General features: G+C 57.7%; 23 protein-coding genes. 12 read left to right on the forward strand and 11 right to left on the reverse strand.

The features are described from left to right. Window positions 1-55 precede the first annotated feature (55 nt). Together HU760_RS10450 and HU760_RS10455 are read right to left on the reverse strand one after the other, a co-directional pair. On the reverse strand, window positions 56-1,162 hold the full coding sequence (locus HU760_RS10450; protein WP_186677425.1) for a hypothetical protein: 1,107 nt from the start codon (window positions 1,160-1,162) through the stop codon (window positions 56-58). 89 nt (window positions 1,163-1,251) lie between these two features. Next, entirely contained in the window at window positions 1,252-1,956 is a 705-nt protein-coding gene (locus tag HU760_RS10455; RefSeq protein WP_186677422.1) for a hypothetical protein, read from the reverse strand. 259 nt (window positions 1,957-2,215) lie between these two features. Here HU760_RS10455 and HU760_RS10460 point away from each other — a divergent pair, with 259 nt between their 5' ends. Beyond that, complete coding sequence (locus HU760_RS10460) at window positions 2,216-2,656, forward strand: hypothetical protein (RefSeq protein WP_059396403.1); 441 nt, start codon at window positions 2,216-2,218, stop codon at window positions 2,654-2,656. 167 nt (window positions 2,657-2,823) lie between these two features. Here HU760_RS10460 and HU760_RS10465 read toward each other — a convergent pair whose 3' ends face one another. Together HU760_RS10465 and HU760_RS10470 are read right to left on the reverse strand one after the other, a co-directional pair. Continuing rightward, window positions 2,824-3,894 carry a DUF4365 domain-containing protein gene (locus HU760_RS10465; protein WP_202883413.1) on the reverse strand — a complete coding sequence of 357 codons (1,071 nt, stop codon included), beginning with the start codon at window positions 3,892-3,894 and terminating at the stop codon, window positions 2,824-2,826. A gap of 150 nt (window positions 3,895-4,044) precedes the next feature. Beyond that, complete coding sequence (locus HU760_RS10470; protein WP_186677420.1) at window positions 4,045-5,007, reverse strand: hypothetical protein; 963 nt, start codon at window positions 5,005-5,007, stop codon at window positions 4,045-4,047. 414 nt (window positions 5,008-5,421) lie between these two features. On the opposite strand from HU760_RS10470, the gene glsB reads away from it, so the two are divergent. Beyond that, the gene (gene glsB / locus HU760_RS10475; RefSeq protein ID WP_186677418.1) at window positions 5,422-6,330 is read left to right on the forward strand and encodes a glutaminase B; all 909 of its coding nucleotides are present in this window, start codon (window positions 5,422-5,424) and stop codon (window positions 6,328-6,330) included. A gap of 190 nt (window positions 6,331-6,520) precedes the next feature. Beyond that, window positions 6,521-7,327 carry an HNH endonuclease gene (locus HU760_RS10480; protein WP_186677415.1) on the forward strand — a complete coding sequence of 269 codons (807 nt, stop codon included), beginning with the start codon at window positions 6,521-6,523 and terminating at the stop codon, window positions 7,325-7,327. Window positions 7,328-7,413: 86 nt separating this feature from the next. On the opposite strand, the gene HU760_RS10485 is transcribed toward HU760_RS10480, so the two are convergent. Both HU760_RS10485 and HU760_RS10490 read right to left on the reverse strand, forming a co-directional pair. Next, window positions 7,414-7,677 carry a DUF3077 domain-containing protein gene (locus HU760_RS10485; RefSeq protein ID WP_186677409.1) on the reverse strand — a complete coding sequence of 88 codons (264 nt, stop codon included), beginning with the start codon at window positions 7,675-7,677 and terminating at the stop codon, window positions 7,414-7,416. A gap of 85 nt (window positions 7,678-7,762) precedes the next feature. Beyond that, window positions 7,763-8,005 (reverse strand): hypothetical protein, encoded by a 243-nt coding sequence (locus HU760_RS10490; protein WP_186677407.1) that lies wholly within the window; start codon window positions 8,003-8,005, stop codon window positions 7,763-7,765. Between the two features lie 367 nt (window positions 8,006-8,372). On the opposite strand from HU760_RS10490, the gene HU760_RS10495 reads away from it, so the two are divergent. From HU760_RS10495 to HU760_RS10505, 3 genes are all read left to right on the forward strand, one after another. Beyond that, window positions 8,373-9,035 carry an HD domain-containing protein gene (locus HU760_RS10495; RefSeq protein WP_186677406.1) on the forward strand — a complete coding sequence of 221 codons (663 nt, stop codon included), beginning with the start codon at window positions 8,373-8,375 and terminating at the stop codon, window positions 9,033-9,035. A 140-nt stretch (window positions 9,036-9,175) separates the two neighbouring features. Continuing rightward, entirely contained in the window at window positions 9,176-9,538 is a 363-nt protein-coding gene (locus HU760_RS10500; RefSeq protein WP_186677399.1) for a hypothetical protein, read from the forward strand. Between the two features lie 91 nt (window positions 9,539-9,629). After that, window positions 9,630-9,773: a hypothetical protein gene (locus HU760_RS10505; RefSeq protein ID WP_186677397.1), complete on the forward strand. Its 144-nt coding sequence runs from the start codon at window positions 9,630-9,632 to the stop codon at window positions 9,771-9,773. Between the two features lie 133 nt (window positions 9,774-9,906). Here the strand turns inward: HU760_RS10505 and HU760_RS10510 are convergent, their stop codons facing one another. Together HU760_RS10510 and HU760_RS10515 are read right to left on the reverse strand one after the other, a co-directional pair. Beyond that, a complete protein-coding gene (locus HU760_RS10510) occupies window positions 9,907-10,671 on the reverse strand; it encodes a hypothetical protein (RefSeq protein WP_186677394.1) in 765 nt (254 codons plus the stop codon). Window positions 10,672-10,734: 63 nt separating this feature from the next. Next, the gene (locus HU760_RS10515) at window positions 10,735-12,012 is read right to left on the reverse strand and encodes a bifunctional O-acetylhomoserine aminocarboxypropyltransferase/cysteine synthase (RefSeq protein WP_186677391.1); all 1,278 of its coding nucleotides are present in this window, start codon (window positions 12,010-12,012) and stop codon (window positions 10,735-10,737) included. 238 nt (window positions 12,013-12,250) lie between these two features. On the opposite strand from HU760_RS10515, the gene HU760_RS10520 reads away from it, so the two are divergent. Then, a complete protein-coding gene (locus HU760_RS10520) occupies window positions 12,251-13,156 on the forward strand; it encodes a LysR family transcriptional regulator (RefSeq protein ID WP_186677477.1) in 906 nt (301 codons plus the stop codon). Window positions 13,157-13,305: 149 nt separating this feature from the next. Continuing rightward, on the forward strand, window positions 13,306-14,067 hold the full coding sequence (locus HU760_RS10525; RefSeq protein ID WP_186677388.1) for an SDR family NAD(P)-dependent oxidoreductase: 762 nt from the start codon (window positions 13,306-13,308) through the stop codon (window positions 14,065-14,067). A gap of 37 nt (window positions 14,068-14,104) precedes the next feature. Here the strand turns inward: HU760_RS10525 and HU760_RS10530 are convergent, their stop codons facing one another. The 3 genes from HU760_RS10530 to HU760_RS10540 form a co-directional block, all read right to left on the reverse strand. Continuing rightward, window positions 14,105-15,004 (reverse strand): AraC family transcriptional regulator, encoded by a 900-nt coding sequence (locus tag HU760_RS10530; protein WP_186677378.1) that lies wholly within the window; start codon window positions 15,002-15,004, stop codon window positions 14,105-14,107. A gap of 96 nt (window positions 15,005-15,100) precedes the next feature. Next, the gene (locus tag HU760_RS10535) at window positions 15,101-15,355 is read right to left on the reverse strand and encodes an Atu4866 domain-containing protein (RefSeq protein WP_186677376.1); all 255 of its coding nucleotides are present in this window, start codon (window positions 15,353-15,355) and stop codon (window positions 15,101-15,103) included. Between the two features lie 27 nt (window positions 15,356-15,382). Next, a complete protein-coding gene (locus HU760_RS10540) occupies window positions 15,383-16,120 on the reverse strand; it encodes an SDR family oxidoreductase (protein ID WP_186677375.1) in 738 nt (245 codons plus the stop codon). Between the two features lie 274 nt (window positions 16,121-16,394). Here HU760_RS10540 and HU760_RS10545 point away from each other — a divergent pair, with 274 nt between their 5' ends. The 4 genes from HU760_RS10545 (at window position 16,395) to HU760_RS10560 (ending at window position 19,619) form a co-directional block, all read left to right on the forward strand. Then, entirely contained in the window at window positions 16,395-16,826 is a 432-nt protein-coding gene (locus HU760_RS10545) for a DoxX family protein (protein WP_186677373.1), read from the forward strand. 55 nt (window positions 16,827-16,881) lie between these two features. Beyond that, window positions 16,882-17,805: an NADP-dependent oxidoreductase gene (locus HU760_RS10550; RefSeq protein ID WP_186677370.1), complete on the forward strand. Its 924-nt coding sequence runs from the start codon at window positions 16,882-16,884 to the stop codon at window positions 17,803-17,805. A gap of 365 nt (window positions 17,806-18,170) precedes the next feature. Continuing rightward, on the forward strand, window positions 18,171-18,572 hold the full coding sequence (locus HU760_RS24690; RefSeq protein WP_437179855.1) for a phage infection protein: 402 nt from the start codon (window positions 18,171-18,173) through the stop codon (window positions 18,570-18,572). A 132-nt stretch (window positions 18,573-18,704) separates the two neighbouring features. Beyond that, the gene (locus HU760_RS10560; protein WP_186677365.1) at window positions 18,705-19,619 is read left to right on the forward strand and encodes an AraC family transcriptional regulator; all 915 of its coding nucleotides are present in this window, start codon (window positions 18,705-18,707) and stop codon (window positions 19,617-19,619) included. Window positions 19,620-19,648: the final 29 nt, after the last annotated feature.

A 19,648-nucleotide genomic window follows, 5' to 3' on the forward strand; every position in this document is an offset into this window, starting at 1 on the left:
TTGAACATCCTAGGACCGATGACGTCGAGAGCGTCATCGCTCCTGGACGGCCTAGCTAGTATTTCATCTGTTCTTTGAGGTACCGAGACATCTCCTCGAAGCCGCTCACGATGTCGCAATTCGAGAACTTGCCCAAACCAATCCTCTTGTCGGACAGGAGAGTTGCAAATTTTCTGTCAGTGAAAAGCGCTTTGGCAATGGGGAGGGCGGTTGCTGCGACTAGGTAATCATTTGGGTCTCCGTTCTTGTACCGACGGTTCGGGTCAAATCGCATCAGGCCATAAAGCGAGCTGAGAATGCGCAGTGTCGGCAATGCATGGGAAGCAGGATCCTGCTTCCAAAGTCTCATTGCTTGCTGCGCATCTGAAGCTATTTGCTCGTGGTTAAGAGGCTTGTCTTCATTGATGAACCAGGCTTCGATTCCACCTTTCAGTTCAAGGAATATGCCCGTATTAAGATTTGGCACCTCAAATTGATACTGGGCCTTGCCCTCATTTAGAGCAGCAATACCGCGGGTGTTGTCCCACTTTCTTGGCGCATCGCTAGCGATTTCTAATTGGATCGAGAAGGGAAGCTCAAATAGAGCATCAAAAAAAGCTTTATTGAATGTCGTCTGGTCTACATAGGCCTTAACGAAGGCTGGCAGGGAGAGCATTGGTACTCCCATCATCTCAATAGGGCTACAAATAAATGCTTCTAGCCTTTGAGCTTGGCTAATGTGTTCCGTCCGGAGCGATTCCAGTTCCAGGCCTACGCGATCATGGTGCGGTGGGATGCAAAGTCCCCTGGAAAGCTCGTCAACCAGTATCCTCAACGTGCCTTGCGTGAGCGGGTCGGTCATCGAGGCGAGCTCGTAATAGGTTGGGAGCCCAATGGGGAATGCGAAACGGCCCGTCTGAACAACCTGCTCAATATTCGCACCAAATTCCTTCATTGCCTCTGTCAGAGTGGGTTTGCCTTGCCGGAAATCTGCTAGGCATTTCCAAGCGAGTGTGTCGAGATAAATGAGCTTAAATGAGCTAGCGTGGGCGACCTTTTCCCTTCGCCTCTGCTTGACGTGGTCACTGAAGCTGACGCCGGGATTGCCGCGATGGACCTCAATGAAGTGACTGATCCGACCGGCAGCTGCCTGGATGGCTGATTCGAGTGAGGGTGACATCATTTATAAAATAGTCCTTTATCGAAAATCTGTAGCAATACCTGCTCCTTGAAAATGATTAACAAGCTCTGTCGTGGCTTTCTCATGGGGACCTAAATGGACGATGATGATGGTTTGGTTATCTCCAATGTCGCATCATTGCTCTCAATCCATTGCTCCAGAGCCTCAAATGCGCGTGGCCATTCTTCGTTATACTCAGTATCGAATATCGCCATGCATTCGCTCATAGCGTCTTCATGGCTGGCGCTATAGAGCTTACTCCACCGATTTACGAATTTTGTGGAATGGCTTTGTATTTCAGATTTTGAGTATCCAAACAGCATCCCTTCATAGTTGGGGTGTGCGCACTCGGAAAGCGCTGCATACAATTCGTTAAGGCCCGGATAGCGACTCTCCGCTTTGCTCAGGACGGTCAGGATATTAATAGATGTGTGCGGTGTGCTTTCGTTGCGAGAACCCAGCAAAAGCATCGTAGTTCTTTTGGAATATTCGTGGAAATCCTGCTTTCCCGAAACAACTTTGCGAGTCTCTTGATTTAAATGAATTAACACAGCAACCGTTTCGAAGGCACTGCGCAGCAAAATTCGGGCTCCAAGCAGCTGAGATGCTACGTACAAAGCGTGCGACTGCTCCAAGAGATCCTGCACGCGCCAGGCCACCGACTCCCGCAGTAGCAATCCGCGCCAGGGTGCCTTCCATTTGTGTGCGATTTTGTTCCTGGTGTATAGGCTGCCGACCTCAACCTCTCGGCAAAGGGAGGCCTTCCATTGGGTTAGAATTACCGCAATCTCTTGCATTGGAACACCTCTCATCGGGGCGCTATCGCTTGCTAGTCCTATCAGAATAGGCGATCGAGTAAACGTAATCATTTGCTATTTGACTTGAAGTCTTTAAGCCGCTGTGTATAGGTGTGGCTGCTCACGCCTCTGAGCTGCGTCTGATTCCGGTTTAGTGCAGCCCATCGGGGCACTCGACTCTGTAATGGCCAGGTGATAGCTTGACGCGCGGCACTACGGTTGTCTAGGTCATCACATCAGTCATATCTAAGGGATAAACATGACTCCTACCTACTGGCACATGCAAATTCACCCAGATGACACATCCTTTGCCGAGGAAAATGTGCACTCGATTCTTGAACACAAGAAAATTATTGGTTTGGGAGACTGGGAGGCGGGTAAATTTACTATCGATGCCTTCCGTAATGATATGAAAGTCAACGATATAGTTGCCGTGAAGAATGGCGGGCAGTTGATAGCGCTAGTCCAGGTTGTAGGCGGTTGGTATGAAGTGGCCGATGAGGATCCCTCACTTGGTTGGATCGTCCATCGTAGGCCAATTCGGGTATTAGATTGGGAACTGGATGGACGGACATTGCCTCAACCGCGAGGTACTCTGGAAAAGTGCGTAAACGAAGTCGATACAACAAGAATCATCCGTGAGTGGCATCACCGTGTCATTAAATCCTTCAAAAAGAGAAAGATAGATCTTGTGGTCTGACCAGGGGCAGTCTTACGTGGCTACTCCTTCCTAATGTATCAACTGATAAGATCAAACGCTGGGGGCTGGCTCGTCAACCTTTAAATGATCGCCAGCCCCCTGGTAACCGCTCTTGGTCTAAGCCCGAAATGTCAAGAGCCTCGGTTAGGAGGGATTTATGTGCGTGATTAAGGGCGCTCCTCGGCGTTTCTTTTCACAGCATCAGTGGCGTCAGCCGTCTCGATTGGAGGAGAGGGGTAGGAGCAAACAGCGGATAGACTGGTAGGCATAAACCATTCTCTGACCAGTTCTTCATACATGCTTGATAGGTTGGCAAGTTTGTGCCAGGCGTAATTATCACAATATTCGAGTAGGGCGTCCAAATTATCTGAAGCGAGACCAGACTCAATGTTTTCGAGTATATCCGTAAGGTCTGCATGGCTCCAGGCCATTGGCTTCCAAAATTCATGCCCTTTCCAGATGTCAAGGCGGAGGGCTACGGATGTGAAGCTCTTAATCATGGCAATGACGCCTTCTCGGGACATATTTTCTGCTACGCGCTTCATCCCTCGCGCCCGCCGTATTTCTTGCTGCTGGTAGTGGAAGGTCCCAAATGCACCATACATTTTTGAGCGCTTGCCGTAAGCCCGAAGCGGAACCAAGTGGTCTTCATGGAGGCTGATTTTGTTTGCTAATGGGATATTGATAGTTTTGTGACCTTTCTCATAGTACAGAGGGTCTTCAGGGATCAGCACCTTGTCGATGTAGTCATTCAGGCAAACAAAATATGCGTCTTTGGTGTTGGTGTCGACGAGAATTAAGAGGACCGGCACCGCTACGCCCATAGCCTGTACCGTTAAAATCTCGGACATCTCAAGCTGGAATTTTGCGACAGGGATGTCGTCGTACTCGTCGCGATTTTCTGCTAGCGGACCCTTTGCAACGTTTGCTCTGTGGTATGCCCGCCGAGTACCGTAATTGATCGAGCTGGATCCCTTTAGCTGAACAAAAATGTTCTCACCCAGTGTCTCTGCTATCGTGGCATCGCCCTCCACGAGGTCAAATAGCTCGATCACGCAGTCGATGCCGTAGTCGGCGCCGTACTGATGGATGACCCACTGTTCCGGAAGGCGTTCGCGGAGCACTTGCTCAGAAATCTCTTCTTTCACTTGGTTGATCGAGCGGCGTTTTCTTGGATGGATCATGTCTGTCTCGGGCGAGCGGAAGGGGCCATCTTGTTCAGATGGACGGTAATCCAAGCGTATCTTTATATGGTGCTATTCGGGGTGCATTCCATAGCTGACCAGGCTCCGCGACAATCTTACAGTGCTATCGAGCAAGAGAACAAACCCAGGCGAAAGATACGACCACAATCAGATCAACCGAAAAGCCTTTTTAGGTGATTTCTATTATGCCTTTGCAGAGCTAATAGCCCGCCAGACCTTCGTCCAAAAACCCGGCTTGGCATTCTCGAGGTCACCTTTCAAGCTTTCGATCTCATTGCCCCTGCTGACATACGCCGTTTTGTATTTTGCCAGCTCGATTTTTAGTTGTTCAACGATTTGCGTGAGGTCATCATTGGAAGCCATCAAGGCAACCTTGTCCTTCGCCAGCAAACCTTTCGCTTCAGCAATACTGTCACGTTGCTTGGATAAATCAGCAGCAAGACATTCCGTCTCACGGTACTTTCTAAAAATTGCCAGCATTTCCTTTCTGGTTTTCTCTGCCTGCTCCGCTCGATATTTCTCAGCTTGCCTAACATAGTCCTGATAAAATTCAACACTTACTGGGTCAGAGAGGACTTTGCAAAACAATTGGCTTGAAGCGATATCGCTAATTTTTCGGTAGCCGCGTTCGATACTGCCTTCAATGTCATGTTTATCGATATATGTCTCAATGTTAGTACTTTTGGCTATCTTGATTTCGATAATGGGGATTCCGTGGTCACGGAAATCGACGACCTTTTGCAAGCTGCATGGATTGGAGTAGCAGACCTCAATCGCCAGCTTGCCGCCCCACTTCTTGTAGAATGGGTTGTCAGAGGTAAATTCGCCATATAGGTCAGGAACGTAGACATTGCCGTTCCCGAATCGCAGCCTTGTTTCCTCTGCTACAAGGCGCGTGAACGTGAATGGGACGACCTCATCATCAATCTTGAAATTGATCGTTTGAAGCTGTGAGAGGATTGCTATGAGATAGCCGTGTGGAAGGGATTCTCCATCGCTATCACTAGATCGAGTAGCCAGAGCATCGACGCTCTTGTACCGAAAATATCCATTCTTTACGGCGACCATCTCACGGCGCTTCTCTAGGCGGGAATGGGTACTAAAGAAGGTCAGCGACCTGAATTCCGCAGGGTACAGACGGCGCATCTTGAGGACCTGCCAAATGAAGAATAGCTTGTACCGACCATCCTCTCGGTTGATGAATCCGTTTGCACCCCTCGCACATGCCCAAATCTTCATTCCTCTCCCTTACCATGAAACGCTCTAAATCGGACCATACCAGTGTTCGAAGAAGGTTTCAAAGCGTGGCAGGCTCAGAAAAATCCTGCTGTGAGATGGGGAGCGCAGAAGCTGGAACTGAGGTTCTGCATGGACACGCGGCCATGCGTTTCCGTTGGCTCGCTCACTGAGGCCTAGAGGCACAGAACTTGCTGGCCCCGTGGCCACTGTCCGGCATGGTAGTCTCGGCCATTTCTTGTCGAATGTGTGATTTCTCCCGCTTAACATTCGTCAAGAACACTACCCCTAAGCCGTCGTCTGGGGATTGATACAGGGCCCTCCATGCAAACGCTGTTGAACGAGATTCTCGAAGAAGTACGTCCCTTGATCGGCAAGGGCAAAGTGGCTGACTACATCCCTGCGCTGGCCGACGTGCCGGCGAACCAGTTGGGCATCGCCGTGTATGGCAACGATGGCAGTTATCACTGCGCAGGCGACGCCCTGGTGCCGTTTTCGGTGCAGAGTATTTCCAAGGTGTTCAGCCTGGTCCAGGCGATTGGCCACTCGGGCGAGGCCATCTGGGAGCGGCTCGGCCATGAGCCCTCCGGCCAGCCGTTCAACTCGCTGGTACAGCTGGAGTTCGAACGCGGGCGCCCGCGCAATCCGTTCATCAACGCGGGTGCGTTGGTGATCTGCGATATCAACCAGTCGCGCTTTGCAGCACCTACCTTGTCGATGCGCGATTTCGTGCGGCGGCTGTCGGGCAACCCACATATTTCGATCGATGCGCGCGTTGCTGATTCGGAATACCAATTCCGCGCGCGTAACGCGGCCATGGCGTACCTGATGCAGTCGTTCGGCAACTTCCATAACGAGGTCGAAACGGTGCTGCGTAGCTACTTCAGCTACTGCGCACTGCAGATGAACTGCCTCGACCTGGCCCGGGCGTTCTGCTTCCTGGCCAACGATGGTTTCTGCAAGCACAGCGGCTCGCAGATTCTCACCCCGCGCCAGACCCAGCAGGTGAACTCGATCATGGCCACCAGCGGGCTGTATGACGAGGCGGGCAATTTCGCCTACCGCGTGGGGCTGCCGGGCAAGAGTGGTGTGGGCGGTGGCATCGTGGCGATCGTGCCGGGGCAATTCACTGTGTGCGTGTGGTCACCAGAGCTGAACGCTGCGGGCAACTCTCTGGCCGGGATGGCGGCGCTTGAGCTGTTGAGTTCGCGAATAGGGTGGTCGGTGTTCTGACCAGGGCTGGCCAGATACCGGGGATGTGAGCGGGTCAGCAAAGGCGATCGTCAATTAGAAAAATGCGCGCGTAGCGGCGTTGGTTGTAGCGAAATGGACCACGCCGCGGCGCTATCGTTTTTTGTCATTGCCATGTAGGAAATTTCCTCTTTTTTGATAGGCTTTTGCCATCAGCCGAGAGGAATAGGGAATGCCCGTTGTCATCGTAGAAAACGACACGTCGCAGTGGGAAGATGAGACAGGCGCCGTCTATCATTTTCCCAAGCGATACCAAACCTGGCTTGCTCAGGGAACCGAGGTGGTCTACTACAAGGGGCGTATCAAAGATAAAGCCTTTGCTTCTGTCCGCCTCAGCGCCGATCCGCATTATTTTGGTAAGGCGCGTATAGGCAAGGTCTACGCCGACCGGCGAAGTGACAAGGGTGACCTGTTTGCCCTAATCGAAAACTTCACTCCGTTTGAAAATGCCGTCCCCTCGAAAATTGCCGGCGAGTATCTGGAAACTATCCCGGCCAGCCGTGTGCGCAACTACTGGCGTGACGGGGTCCGGCCTATCTCTCAAACCGACTACGACGCCATCCTAAGCCACGCGAAGCTGCTGCCTTCGGCGGTCGATGAGCCTGTAGCGGATATGGAGGACGGCTCGCTTACCTTTGAGTCTGCCAGTGAGGGTAGCAAAACAAGCTACTTTGGAACCCGTTACGAACGCCGAAAAGATCTGCGGATGAAGGCCATTGCTATCCACGGCCTCGACTGCAAGGCATGTGGGTTTGATTTCGAGCAGGCATACGGCGAACACGCTAAGGGCTTCATTCATGTGCACCATGTCGTACCGATTTCGGACTTTGGTGGCGAGAAGGTCGTGAACCCTGAGACAGATCTCGTGACGTTGTGCGCCAACTGTCACGCGGTGGTCCATCGCAAGCGGGATATGACATTGAGCATTGATGCGTTGAAAGGGATGTTGCGCGGGCGATGGGTAATTGAGCCTCAGTAGACAGTGTACACCGAGGCGGGTTGGGTAGCTGGAGCACACCTTCAAAACTGGGCACGCTAGGTCTTGAAGGTGTGGTGAAGGGTAATTCAGCGCATCATGCCTAACTCGGCGTCATCCATCAGCGCCTTGGCTAACGCGCACAGGTAGTGCGAAGCCCATATCAGCTGAGGCTTGTCTTCCATCAAGCCGTCCAGGGTCAGGTCCCGTGCGTAGCCCATCAATTCCGAGGCCTGTTCGCGGGCGCTCTGGCAAGGGATGCCGGCTTCGATGCGGAAGAGGGGATGGGTCTGGTTTGCACCTTGGTAGAAAGTGGTCTTGCCGACGGTGCATTTGGTTTCTTCAGTGGACATTGTTCAATCTCCCCGAAAATCTCTAATGCCTGCGCTGGCCCTATCGCCGGTAATAAGGCAGCCCAGGCGACACATCATTGAAGCCTTAGTGCAAGGTTCGTGGCTCAGAGGGCATTTGCACCTGGATCAGCGCTTGCTCAAGCAGGACGCGTAGCGTCTCCAGCTCATGCATCGACGCCATCATGAGAATTGATGCCGATGACTTGGGATGCAGCAGCATTGCCTGACGTACGACAGTCGACGCGCACAACGCGTAATCCGTTGCCTGGATCAATGTGTCTTCGAGGGATTGGTGGGTGTGGGGTGGATCGGGGACGACCTTGAGCATGGCGAAACTCCAACGTAGAAGGTGGAGCTACCACGGGCATGCCGTCAAGCAATGGGTGGTAGCTGTACGCGGGTTGACGGACCGAGACGTTGGCACTCGGCGCACCACAGGGTGCCCGCACGTACAGCCACCATAACAGTGAGCACATGTGGACAGCGTCAACGGTCCGTCAAAACCGGTCGCTGAATTGGCAGCGACCAGCCGAGACTAAAATCCACGTTGTCCATGTGCAACGAAAAACAGGCGCAGGGAGTATCTTTGGGAAACGGCCTACAGGGAAGTGCCTATTTCTGATTTTTCGCACGTTATCCTTCACAGCTTGTAGCGCTTGCTGCAGCGCATTCAACCGAAATGGAACGCACCAGCGATGACCAGCGAAGCTTTCGCCCCTTTCCAGCACCTCGCCGCTCAACTGCTGAAACATCTCCCACCAGACCACCACGATGGCTCCCACGACCTCGCGCACATCCATCGCGTATGGGTAAACGCGCAGCGCATCCAGCGGGCAGAGGGCGGTGACCTCGAAGTGCTGCTCGCTGCCACAGTGCTGCACGACTGTGTCGCGGTCGAGAAGAACTCCCCGTTGCGTGGCCAGGCGTCGAGCTTGTCGGCAGACAAGGCCGCATCCATCCTCACTGCCATGGGCTGGCCAGCGCCGCGTGTTGTGCAGGTGGCGCACGCGGTGAAAACCCACAGCTATTCCGCTGGCTTCGAACCCCAGAGCCTCGAAGCCCGGATCCTTCAAGACAGCGATCGCCTGGACGCTATCGGTGCGTTGGGTATTGCCCGATGTTTCTACGTGTCGGGGCGGATGGGATCGGCGCTCTACGACTTCGCGAACCCTGTTGCGCAGGGGAGGGAATACCAGGACGGGCGATACGCCATCGAGCACTTCCATACCAAGCTGCTCAAGCTTGCGTCGGGCTTTCAAACAGTTGAAGGGGCTCGCCTCGCCGCCATACGCCACGCCCGGCTCGAAGCGTACCTGGCGGATTTCATGGATGAGATCGGGGCCGCCAGCGCCGATTGATGTCAGTGGCCGCGAAACGCCAGCCCACTCAACCGCCGCGCCAGCCTTTTGCGCCACCGGTCGCACCCAAGGCACTACCCCAGCCGTTTTCCGTCCGACGTTCAAGCGCACCTTCATTGCGCCAACCCAGGAGAACGCCCATGGCAATCCAGCAGAACGGCCCCGAAGCACCGTCCCCAGGCTCTGCGCCAACCGCGCCCGACACCAGCACAGGCCATGGCTCCGGCCTTGAGCAGACCGGATCCGAGTCCAGGCAAGGCGTTGGCGAGGCATGGTCGGAAAAGCGCCCCGTCGATTGGGACCCACCGCCTGGCAACCCGGGGTCGGACCAGGACGGGCAGCTGGATCGGGACAACGGCAGCGCAAGGACCAAAGACGAGCAAGCCGGCAGCGGTGACGGGGAAGTCCCGCTACCTGCGGATGACGAGGGCCCTATCGAGGAAGAGATGCACGACGTGGAGGCCAACAATTCGGTTTCTGCCGAGCATCCGCAATCGCGTTGATGGGTGGCCCGAAAATGGTTCACACAGTTTTCTTGAGAGGTATGCAGCGATGAACCCCGATCCGAGTGCACAAGGCGGTACGAACCCTGACTTGCCCACTTCACCCGACCCGGCAGTTGACCCCGATCGGCCGACTATCCCCGACCCTGATGACGACCCGCTCATGAACGAAGAGGAGGGCGGCGATGGCCAGGCGGATGATGGCCTGGCTGATGATGACAGGCAGAGCGTGTAGGAGCGGCTTTAGCCGCGAACACCGGCGCAGCCGGTGCCATGCACCGCGTTGGACTTTACGCGGCTAAAGCCGTTCCGACAGGGTAAGCGGAGCGCGCGCATTCAGTTTCAACGCGACAGGGCGGCCCGACATGTCATCCTCGCCGCAAAACGCCCGCCAACCCAACGGTCAGCCCCACGGCACAAACCATGGCCAGGCTGATGGCAATGGCAACGCCCCAGGCATCGAGCAATCCTGCCATTACCAGATAAAACGCAATCACCCCCACCGCACCAATCGCATTGCCGCGCACCATCGCCGCCATCCCGGCGCGGCCATGCTGCATGTGGGCGAACACCACCAGCGGCCAGGCAATGACCGGGATCGGCGCCAGCATCCCGCTGGTCGCCGGCCCCAACCAGCTGGCCAACCGGGTGGTGAGCATCAGCAGCGCGGTTGGCGACACCATGCGCAGGGGGATCTCCCAATAGCGATGGCGGGGGCGGGCGAGGGTGTCCGGTCTGGGCTCGCGGCCGCTGGCGCGTATCAATACGCCGATCAGCAGCAGCGCCACGCCAATCGACAGGTACAGGCTGCCCCAGTGGGTGAACGCGTAGGCAGCCAGGCCGTAGAACAGGATCGCCAGCAACACGGCCGTGGCAATGCCGAGCCGGCGCGTGGCGAACAGGTAGAACGTGTAGGTGGCCTGCACTGCGGCCAGGCCGCCCAGCGCGCCGGGTACTGCGCCCAGGGCGAAGGCGGTGCCTTGTTCCAGGCACAGGAAGGTCATTACCAGCGCCGAGGTAACCGGCAGGCCGGACAGCAGCCCGCCCAGCAGGCCGCCCCAGCGCCGCGAGGCGAGGGAGATGGCCCACATCAGCAGCGGGGTAACGATGAGTTTCAGGTAGAACAGGGTCATTGCAAGGAATCCGTTGTAGCACAGAATGCGCCCGCCGTCGGCATTGGGTGGGGCGCGCAGGGGTCAGCCGCGGCTGGCCTCCAGGGCCTGGGCGAGGTCGGCGATGATGTCGTCGCTGTGCTCGATGCCGATCGACAGGCGCACCATGTCGCGTGGTACGCCGGCTTTTTCCAGCTCTTCGTCGTTGAGCTGGCGGTGGGTGGTGGAGGCGGGGTGGCAGGCCAGTGACTTGGCGTCGCCGATGTTCACCAGGCGCACCACCAGTTGCAACGCATCGATGAAGCGCGCCCCGGCCGCCTGGCCGCCCTTGATGCCGAACGACAGGATCGACGCCGGCTTGCCGCCGGTGTAGCGCTGGGCCAGGGCATGCTCGGGGTGGTCGGGCAGGCCGGCATACTTCACCCAGGCGACCTGCTCGTGGGCTTGCAGGTAGCGGGCGACCTTGAGCGCGTTCTCGGTGTGGCGTTCCATGCGCAGGGCCAGGGTTTCCAGGCCTTGCAGGATCAGGAAGGCGTTGAACGGCGACAGCGCGGCGCCGGTGTTGCGCAGCGGCACCACGCGGCAGCGGCCAATGAACGCGGCCGGGCCGAAGGCTTCGGTGTAGGTGACGCCGTGGTAGGACGGGTCGGGGGTGTTGAGCAGGGCGAAGCGCGCCTTGTGCTCGGCCCAGGGGAACCTGCCGGAGTCGATGACGATGCCGCCGATGCTGGTGCCGTGGCCGCCGATGTACTTGGTCAGCGAGTGCACGACGATGTCCGCGCCATGCTCGAACGGCCGGCACAGCACCGGGGTGGCCACGGTGTTGTCGACGATCAGCGGTACGCCATGGCGGTGGGCGGCCTCGGCCAGCGCGGCGATGTCGACGATATTGCCGGCGGGGTTGCCGATGGACTCGCAGAACACCGCCTTGGTGCGCTCGTCGATCAGGGCTTCCAGGGCAGCGATGTCGTCATGCGCGGCAAAGCGGGTGTGGATGCCCATGCGCGGCAGGGTGTGCGCCAGCAGGTTGTAGGTGCCGCCGTACAGCTTGGCCACCGAGACGATGTTGTCGCCCGCTTCGGCGACGGTCTGGATGACGTAGGTGATGGCCGCCATGCCCGAGGCCACCGCCAGCGCACCGACCCCGCCCTCCAGCGCCGCCATGCGCTGTTCGAGCACGTCGTTGGTGGGGTTCATGATGCGCGAGTAGATGTTGCCGGCGACCTTCAGGTCGAACAGGTCGGCGCCGTGCTGGGTGTCGTCGAAGGCGAACGAGGTGGTCTGGTAGATCGGCACGGCCACGGCCCGGGTGGCCGGGTCATGGCTGAAGCCTGCGTGGATGGCGAGGGTTTCCAGCTTCATGCAATCGTTCCTTGAGCGTGGGTGGAGTGGCCGAGCATGTGGCGCGCGGAGGGCGTGGGTCAAGGGTGAGTGGCTAGATGTCATGACGCTGGGCCCGATAGTGGCTGATAGAGCCCGTGGACGGCAGATCACCCCCCCGGTGCCAGCGATTTGCTGATAACTGGCGATCACCACGTTATCGACATAGGGTTGAGCCCCAAATAGGATGCTGCAATCCAACATGCTCGAGCGGGTGAAAATGATTTCGGACCCTGGCACCCCGACCCTGGACCAGTTGAAAGTGTTCCTGACGGTTGTAGAGGTGGGAAGCTTCGCCGGTGCGGCAAGAACACTGCACCGCGCTACTTCGGTAGTGAGCTATGCCATTTCAAACCTGGAGATGCAGCTTGGCGTATCGCTTTTTGACCGCAACACCACACGCAAGCCACAGCTGACTGAGGCTGGACGAACCGTGCTTGCCGAAGCACGAACGATCATCAACGGCGTTAACGGGCTGCGCTCGAAGGTGTCCGGGCTATTGCATGGGCTTGAAGCAGAAGTTCACCTTGCGCTAGACGTGATGTTACCTGCAGAGCGGGTGGTAGATGCGCTCAAGACCTTCAGCCAGGTATTTCCAACGGTGACCTTGCACCTTCACATGGAAGCACTGGGTGCGGTCACTCAGCGGGTTATCGAAAAGCAAGCTGCGATCGGGATCAGCGGCCCGCTGGACATCGGGCGTGATGGCCTTGAGCGTGTCGGCGTGGGTAGCGTGCAGTTGGTACCCGTCGCTGCCCCCGCGCACCCACTCGCCAGCGGCGGCGGCAATGAACCGGGTGCGGCGCGAAATTTCGTTCAGCTGGTGCTATCAGACCGATCAGCGCTGACCGGCGACCGAGATTTTGCCGTGGTGAGCCCGCACACGTGGCGGCTCGCGGACCTGGGCGCGAAGCACATGTTGCTCAAGGAAGGCATCGGCTGGGGCAATATGCCGGTCGCCATGGTGCAAGCGGACCTCGATGCAGGGCACCTGGTCGAACTCGATCTGCCTGATTGCAAAGGCGGCGCTTACGCATTTGATGCTATTTACCGCACTGACTCACCGCCTGGGCCGGCGGGGCGGTGGCTCATCGAGCGCTTCAGCCAGCAAGCTGGCGAACTCTGAAGTGTCCACCTGAGTGGAACCAGACCTCCCAGGTCGAAACAAGCAAAACTCCGACAGCCAGAGCAAGGTCGCCAGGGCGGCCTACGTCGAAAAGGAAGAAATTGGCACCGTCGAAAGCGACAACCCATTCCTGACTTGGAGACGAGAAAATGACCGACTTCACCCCAACCCCAAACGAAGTGGCAGGCAAAGTCGTGCTGGTCACCGGCGCGGCCAGCGGCATCGGCAAGGCCACCGCCGAACTCCTTCACGCTCGCGGTGCGAAGGTGATCGCCGAGGACATCGACCCCGCAGTCAACGCACTCGAGCGTGCTGGCCTTGTTCCGTTTGTTGCTGACATCACGGTCGACGGTGCTGCCGAGCAGGCAGTGGCGCTTGCGGTCGAGCACTTTGGCAAGCTGGACGTGCTGGTCAACAACGCCGGTCGCATTCTGTACAAACCGCTGCTCGAGATGACCCGCGAAGACTGGGAATGGCAGATGCAAACCAACGTGACGGGGGCGTTCCTGCATTCCCGGGAAGCGATGAAGGAAATGATCAAGAACAAGAGCGGGGCGATCGTGAATATTGCCTCCTACGCCTCCTATTTCGCCTTCCCCGGTATCGCGGCCTACACCGCGTCCAAGGGCGCACTGGCGCAATTGACCCGTACCCAGGCGCTGGAGGCGATTGAACATGGCATCCGGGTCAACGCCATTGGCGTCGGTGACGTGGTGACCAACCTCTTGAACCATTTCATGGAGGATGGTCGCGGCTTCTTGCAGGAGCACGGCAAGTCTGCGCCTATCGGCCGGGCGGCAGCACCGCAGGAAATCGCCGAAATCGTCGCCTTCCTGGCATCGGAGCGCGCCAGCTTCATTGTCGGTTCGGTGGTCATGGCCGACGGCGGCATGAGCGTCGCAGTGGGGTGATGCTCGCCGGAACCTGTGGATGGCGTTGCCCCACTCGCTACTTGCGGTATTGAGTGGGCGTAACGCCAACCTCTCGTTTGAACACCTGGGAAAAATGGCTGGGGCTGCTGTAGCCAACCTCAAGCCCTATATCAATGACGCTCCGGTCCGTTTCCACAAGCAGTTGCCGCGCCCTTGCCATCCTCAGCCGGATAAAGAACTGGGAAGGCGAGTAGCCCGCAGCCTTCTTGAACAGCCGGCTGAAGTGGTACTCGCTCATCCCGGCAATCTCGGCCAGCTGCCCGAGCTGGAATTCCCCGGCCAGGTTGGCTTCCATTGCCGACAACACGCGGCGTAGCTTGTAAGCGGGGAGGGCATTGCGGCGCACGATATCGTCCGCTGAGTCGTCCAGGTAGTTGCGCGCAAGGTGAATGGCAAGGCACTGGGCCAGCCCCTGAAGATAAAGCGGGCTGGGCCGTTGCCCGGTCAGTTCCCGCTGCACTTGTTGCAGCAGAACGGACAACTCATCGTCACGCCCGCCCGAGACTTCACGCAGGCGAAGCGCTTGCACAACGCCGCCCAACACCTCGTGAATGGCTTTCTCCAGCAGCGGAATGCCGAGGTAGATGTGCATCACTTCGAAGGGTGCTGTGCCGTCCACTTTCCAGCGCATTTCGTAAGGTTGTGCCGAGGTCGTCAGGAAGAAATCACCCCTGGCCACCCGGCTGCTTTGCCACTCGCCGCCAAGCTCGCGTTCCACCACGGTAGCGTCTCCAGAGATGATCCATACCAGCAGGGGCTCGGCAACTGCGGGGACGATGAAGCTACGTTGTTCGCGCTCACGGTTGAAGATCTGCACCAGCATGTCGCGATCGGCCAGGACATCCGAGGCGGCAAGCCGCTGCCCACGGATATAGGCCTCCAGACCATGGGCAGAAGTCCGCTCGATGACGTTCATGGGTAGCGTCGCCTCTCTTGCTGATAGTCGCCTGGAAAACGCCAGTTTAGCGACGCCGATAAAAAAAGCCGGAATGTCTCCATTCCGGCCTGCGCTTCAACGCTCGGGATAAAGGATCATCCCCGCGTGATACAACACGTTGCTGCGAAACTCCCCGTCAGCAGTGAACCCGGTGTCATCCACATACTCGATGTGGTCACCCTCCAGCCAATAACGACCTTGATAGGCGCTTTGTTGCCTTCCGCGGGCTTCGTCGTAGCGGCCGCCAGGCAATAGTTCATGGCGAATATGGCCATCAGCCGTCACCCACATGCCAACGTATTTGTCCTGATCTCCAAATGGTTCAGCCATGGCTTTTCCTCGCTGTCGGCAGGGCATTCAGAATGGACTTGCGGTTGGGCGCACGATCAGTTCGCTGACATCGACATCCGCAGGCTGTTCTACGGCGTAGGCGATCGCCCGGGCAATGGCTGAGGCTGGAATCGCGATCTTGCGGAACTCGCGCATCTCGGCACGCCCGCACTCATCGGAAATGCTGTCGGCCAGTTCGGACTCGGTGACGCCCGGGGCAATGACGGTGACCCGGATGTCACCGCCCACCTCCTGGCGCAAGCCTTCGGAAATAGCCCGTACGGCATATTTGGTGGCGCAGTACACCGCAGCGGTAGGGCTCACGGCGTAGGCACCGATCGAGGCAATGTTGATGATCTGCCCGTCACGCTGTTGTTGCATGAGCGGCAGCGTTGCGGCAATGCCGTGCAGTACGCCGCGAATGTTGACATCGATCATCCGGTTCCACTCATCGACCTTGAGCGCTTCGAGCTTGGAAAGCGGCATGACGCCGGCGTTGTTGATCAGCACATCGACGCGGCCATGCAGTTCGACGGCGAAGTCGATGAACGATTGCATGTCATCCAGGCGGGTGACATCCAGCGCCAGGACATCAGCAATGCCGCCTGCTGAACGAATCTCCCTGGCCAGTGCTTCCAGGCGATCGGTGCGGCGGGCACCCAGCACCACACGCGCGCCTTTGCTGGCAAGCAAGCGTGCGGTTGCTTCGCCGATACCACTGCTGGCGCCGGTGATCACGATGACTTTTTGTTCAATGCCGTGCATTTTCTCACTCCTGTTCCTGGCTGAAGAAACCCCCGCCGACAGGCAGGTGGTGAAGCAAGAGTAAGAAGCCTGGGCTGGGCCGGGTTATGCAGATCCTGCGGATGGTATGCACGATTCTGCATGAGGGATCGATGGCATCAGCTTGAACGCAGCTTTTCTATTTTTTCGAACATAAACACAGAAATTAAACGGCTATTAAGCCAAGGCGCGCTGGCCCACACTTCCCTTCAACCCGCGTTTCATTTCGAAATGCTGCATTGAAGGAATACAAGCCATGCCCGATAGCGCCACTCCCAGCAGTTCTGCCTCGCACTCCTCGCTTGCAACGGCCAGCGCTGCCGCACTCGCAGGACGCATTTTTCTCAGCGCGATTTTCATTCTTTCTGGCGTATCCAAACTAAGTGCGCCGGCCATGACGATCGGCTACATCAACGCTGTCGGTTTGCCGTTTCCCACTTTGGCGTTGGCTCTGGCCGTGCTGGTGGAACTGGCGGGTGGCGTAGCGCTGATTGCCGGCTATCGCACCCGCATTGTCGCTGCAGGGTTGGCACTTTTCAGTGTGCTTACTGCAGGGATCTTCCACGGTGCCCTGGCCGACCAGAATCAGTTCATTCACTTCTTCAAGAACATCGCGATGGCCGGTGGCTTGCTGCAGATCGTCGCCTATGGCGCAGGCCGCTTCAGCTTCGACGCGCGTCGCCAGTAACCGAAGCGCGGCGCCACACGCCCAGACACATCATTACCTACAGGCGGAACTACTTATGAAAGCTATCCAGGTTGCACAGTACGGCCAGGTTGAAGGGCTGGCGCTTCGGGAATTTCCAGATCTGCTGCCCAGCGATGATCAGGTTCTGATCAACGTAGCCGGCAGCGGAATCAATCCGATCGACTGGAAGATCGTCTCCGGGGCCATGCAGCAGTTCATCCCGCTGCCATTGCCTTATACACCCGGAGTCGAGGTTGCCGGCACCGTTGCAGCAATTGGAAAGAACGTTCGCGAATACAGGGTGGGTGATGAGGTGTTCGGCTTCATAGGGATAGTTGGCGGCTATGCGACCCAGGTTCTGACAACCGCCGACAGGCTTGCACATAAGCCCGCCAGTCTACCGCGCCTCCATGCCGGTGGTGTTCCTGCCGCAGCGCTCACGGCATGGCAAGCACTGCATGAACAGGCCAACCTTCAACCCGGCCAGAAAATACTGATTCATGGTGCTGCGGGGGGAGTCGGCAGCTTCGCCGTCCAGCTGGCACGCCTGGCCGGCGCTTACGTATTGGCAACGGGTTCGGCCAGAAATCGAGAATATCTAGAGTCACTCGGTGCCCAGCAATTCATTGACTACACCGCGCAACAGTTCGAAGAACTGGCCACAGATGTCGACGTGGTGCTCGACCTGGTTGGCGGAGAAACCCAAGCCCGGTCCTGGACAGTTATCAAACGAGGCGGGGTACTTGTGTCACCCGTCAGCGCACCCGACCCCCAGATAGCTGCCGAACACGGCGTCGCTGGCAAGCATTTCGCTACCCGCTCGGACGGGCACCAGTTAGCGCAGATCGCGAAATTGTTCGCTGAGGAGAAGCTTCAGATCGAAGTTGAGGTCGTTCCGCTCTCCAACGCGGCGCAAGCTCTGGCGCTGAGCCGGAGGGGACATACCCGCGGCAAACTGGTTTTGGATGTGCATCGTTGACCCGCACCAACCATGCCCTGTGCTCGAGTCAAAGTGCCTGCAGGAGCGCGCGGCGCAGGAATGAGCAAATTCCGCGCAGGAAACAAATAACGACCGTATCACCGCGGCCTTAATCTGAGCCCATGCAGCAAGCGAACCCGCTTCTGCCGCCGGCCATCAGAGCGACCGCGCCTGCAGTATTCAGGAATCAACGTCACGCTTTGCACTGACAAACCGGCAACGAATCCATCGCCAATTACGGAGACGCTGTCATGAACCAAGTCAACCACATGATGATTGGAATCGCCTTGTCTGTACTGAGCGCAAGTTCGATGGCGCTGCCCGCCAAGGAGATCGGCATTTGGAAGCAGTCTTGCAAACACACCATGGCGCCACTGGTGGCTGAGGATGGTGCCGATCGCCTCAATGATCGTCGGGTGGCGGAGGGAGGTGCCGATCGCCTCAATGATCGTCGGGTGGCGGAGGGAGGTGCCGATCGCCTCAATGATCGTCGGGTGGCGGAGGGAGGTGCTGATCGCCTCAACGATCGTCGGGTGGCGGAGGGAGGTGCTGATCGCCTCAATGATCGTCGGGTGGCGGAGGGAGGTGCTGATCGCCTCGATGATCGTCGGGTGGCGGAGGGAGGTGCTGATCGTCTCAATGATCGTCGTGTGGCGGAGGGAGGTGCCGATCGCCTCATTGATCGTCGGGTGGCTGAGGACGGTTCGGACCGTCTCAAAGCTGGCCAAATGGCTGAAAATGATGCGGTTCATTCCCGCTATGTCTGATGCCCATGAGCTATCCTCCCACGAAGCCCGGCGACGCCGGGCTTTTGCATTTGAATGTGTTCGCTGGAGCCTCTACCCAAACTACTGCAAACCCACCTATCCTCTGCAATCGGCACAGCCTGACGGGAGGTAATGGTGGTGATTGAACGGGATGAAGAGCTGACCCGCCTCAGGGCCGAGCTGGCATCGACCATGCAGCGTTTCGCACCGACCTATGGCGTGTACCCGACAGCGATCGATCCGCTGCACTTCATCCGCAGCGACTCGCCAACCGATGTCATCCACACGGTTCATAAACCTGGGTTATGCGTAATCGTGCAGGGCCGCAAACAGGTCCAGCTGTGGGATGAGAGCTATACCTACGATCCATTGAACTACCTGGTCGTCTCTGTGACGCTGCCTCTGGCCGGGCAAGTGACTGAGGCATCGGCGGAGCTGCCCTATTTCTGTATCCGCCTGGATATCGACCCGGCGGAAATCGCTCAGCTGATCGCAGACGTCAGCCCGATCGGCGTGCCAGGGCAACCGCCCCACCGCGGGCTGTACCTGGACAGGATCGATGCCTCGTTGCTGGAGGCCATGTTGCGACTGGTGCGTCTGCTGGATACGCCATCGGACATCCCGGCATTGGCACCTTTGGCCCTTAGGGAAATCTTCTACCGGCTGCTCAAAGGCCAGCAGGGCCAGCGTTTGCACGAGATAGCCATTGCCGACAGCCAGACCCACCGCGTCACCCGGGCTATCGAATGGCTGAACATTAACTATGCGCAGCCGTTGCGCATCGATGAGCTCGCCAGCTACGTCAATTTGAGCAACTCCACGCTACATCATCGGTTCAAGGCGGTTACCGCCATGAGCCCCTTGCAGTACCAGAAACAACTGCGCCTGCAGCATGCGCGCCGGTTGATGATGTCGGAGGGGCTTGATGTATCTACGGCCGGGTTCAAGGTGGGCTATGAAAGCCCGTCACAGTTCAGCAGGGAGTACAGCCGGATGTTCGGGGCGCCGCCAAGCCGCGATATCGCGAAGTTTCGGTCTCTCGGGTGAGGTGCGGCTTGCCATCACGCATTCTGGCA

Source organism: Pseudomonas oryzicola (assembly GCF_014269185.2).
In the GTDB taxonomy this organism is placed as follows: domain Bacteria; phylum Pseudomonadota; class Gammaproteobacteria; order Pseudomonadales; family Pseudomonadaceae; genus Aquipseudomonas; species Aquipseudomonas oryzicola.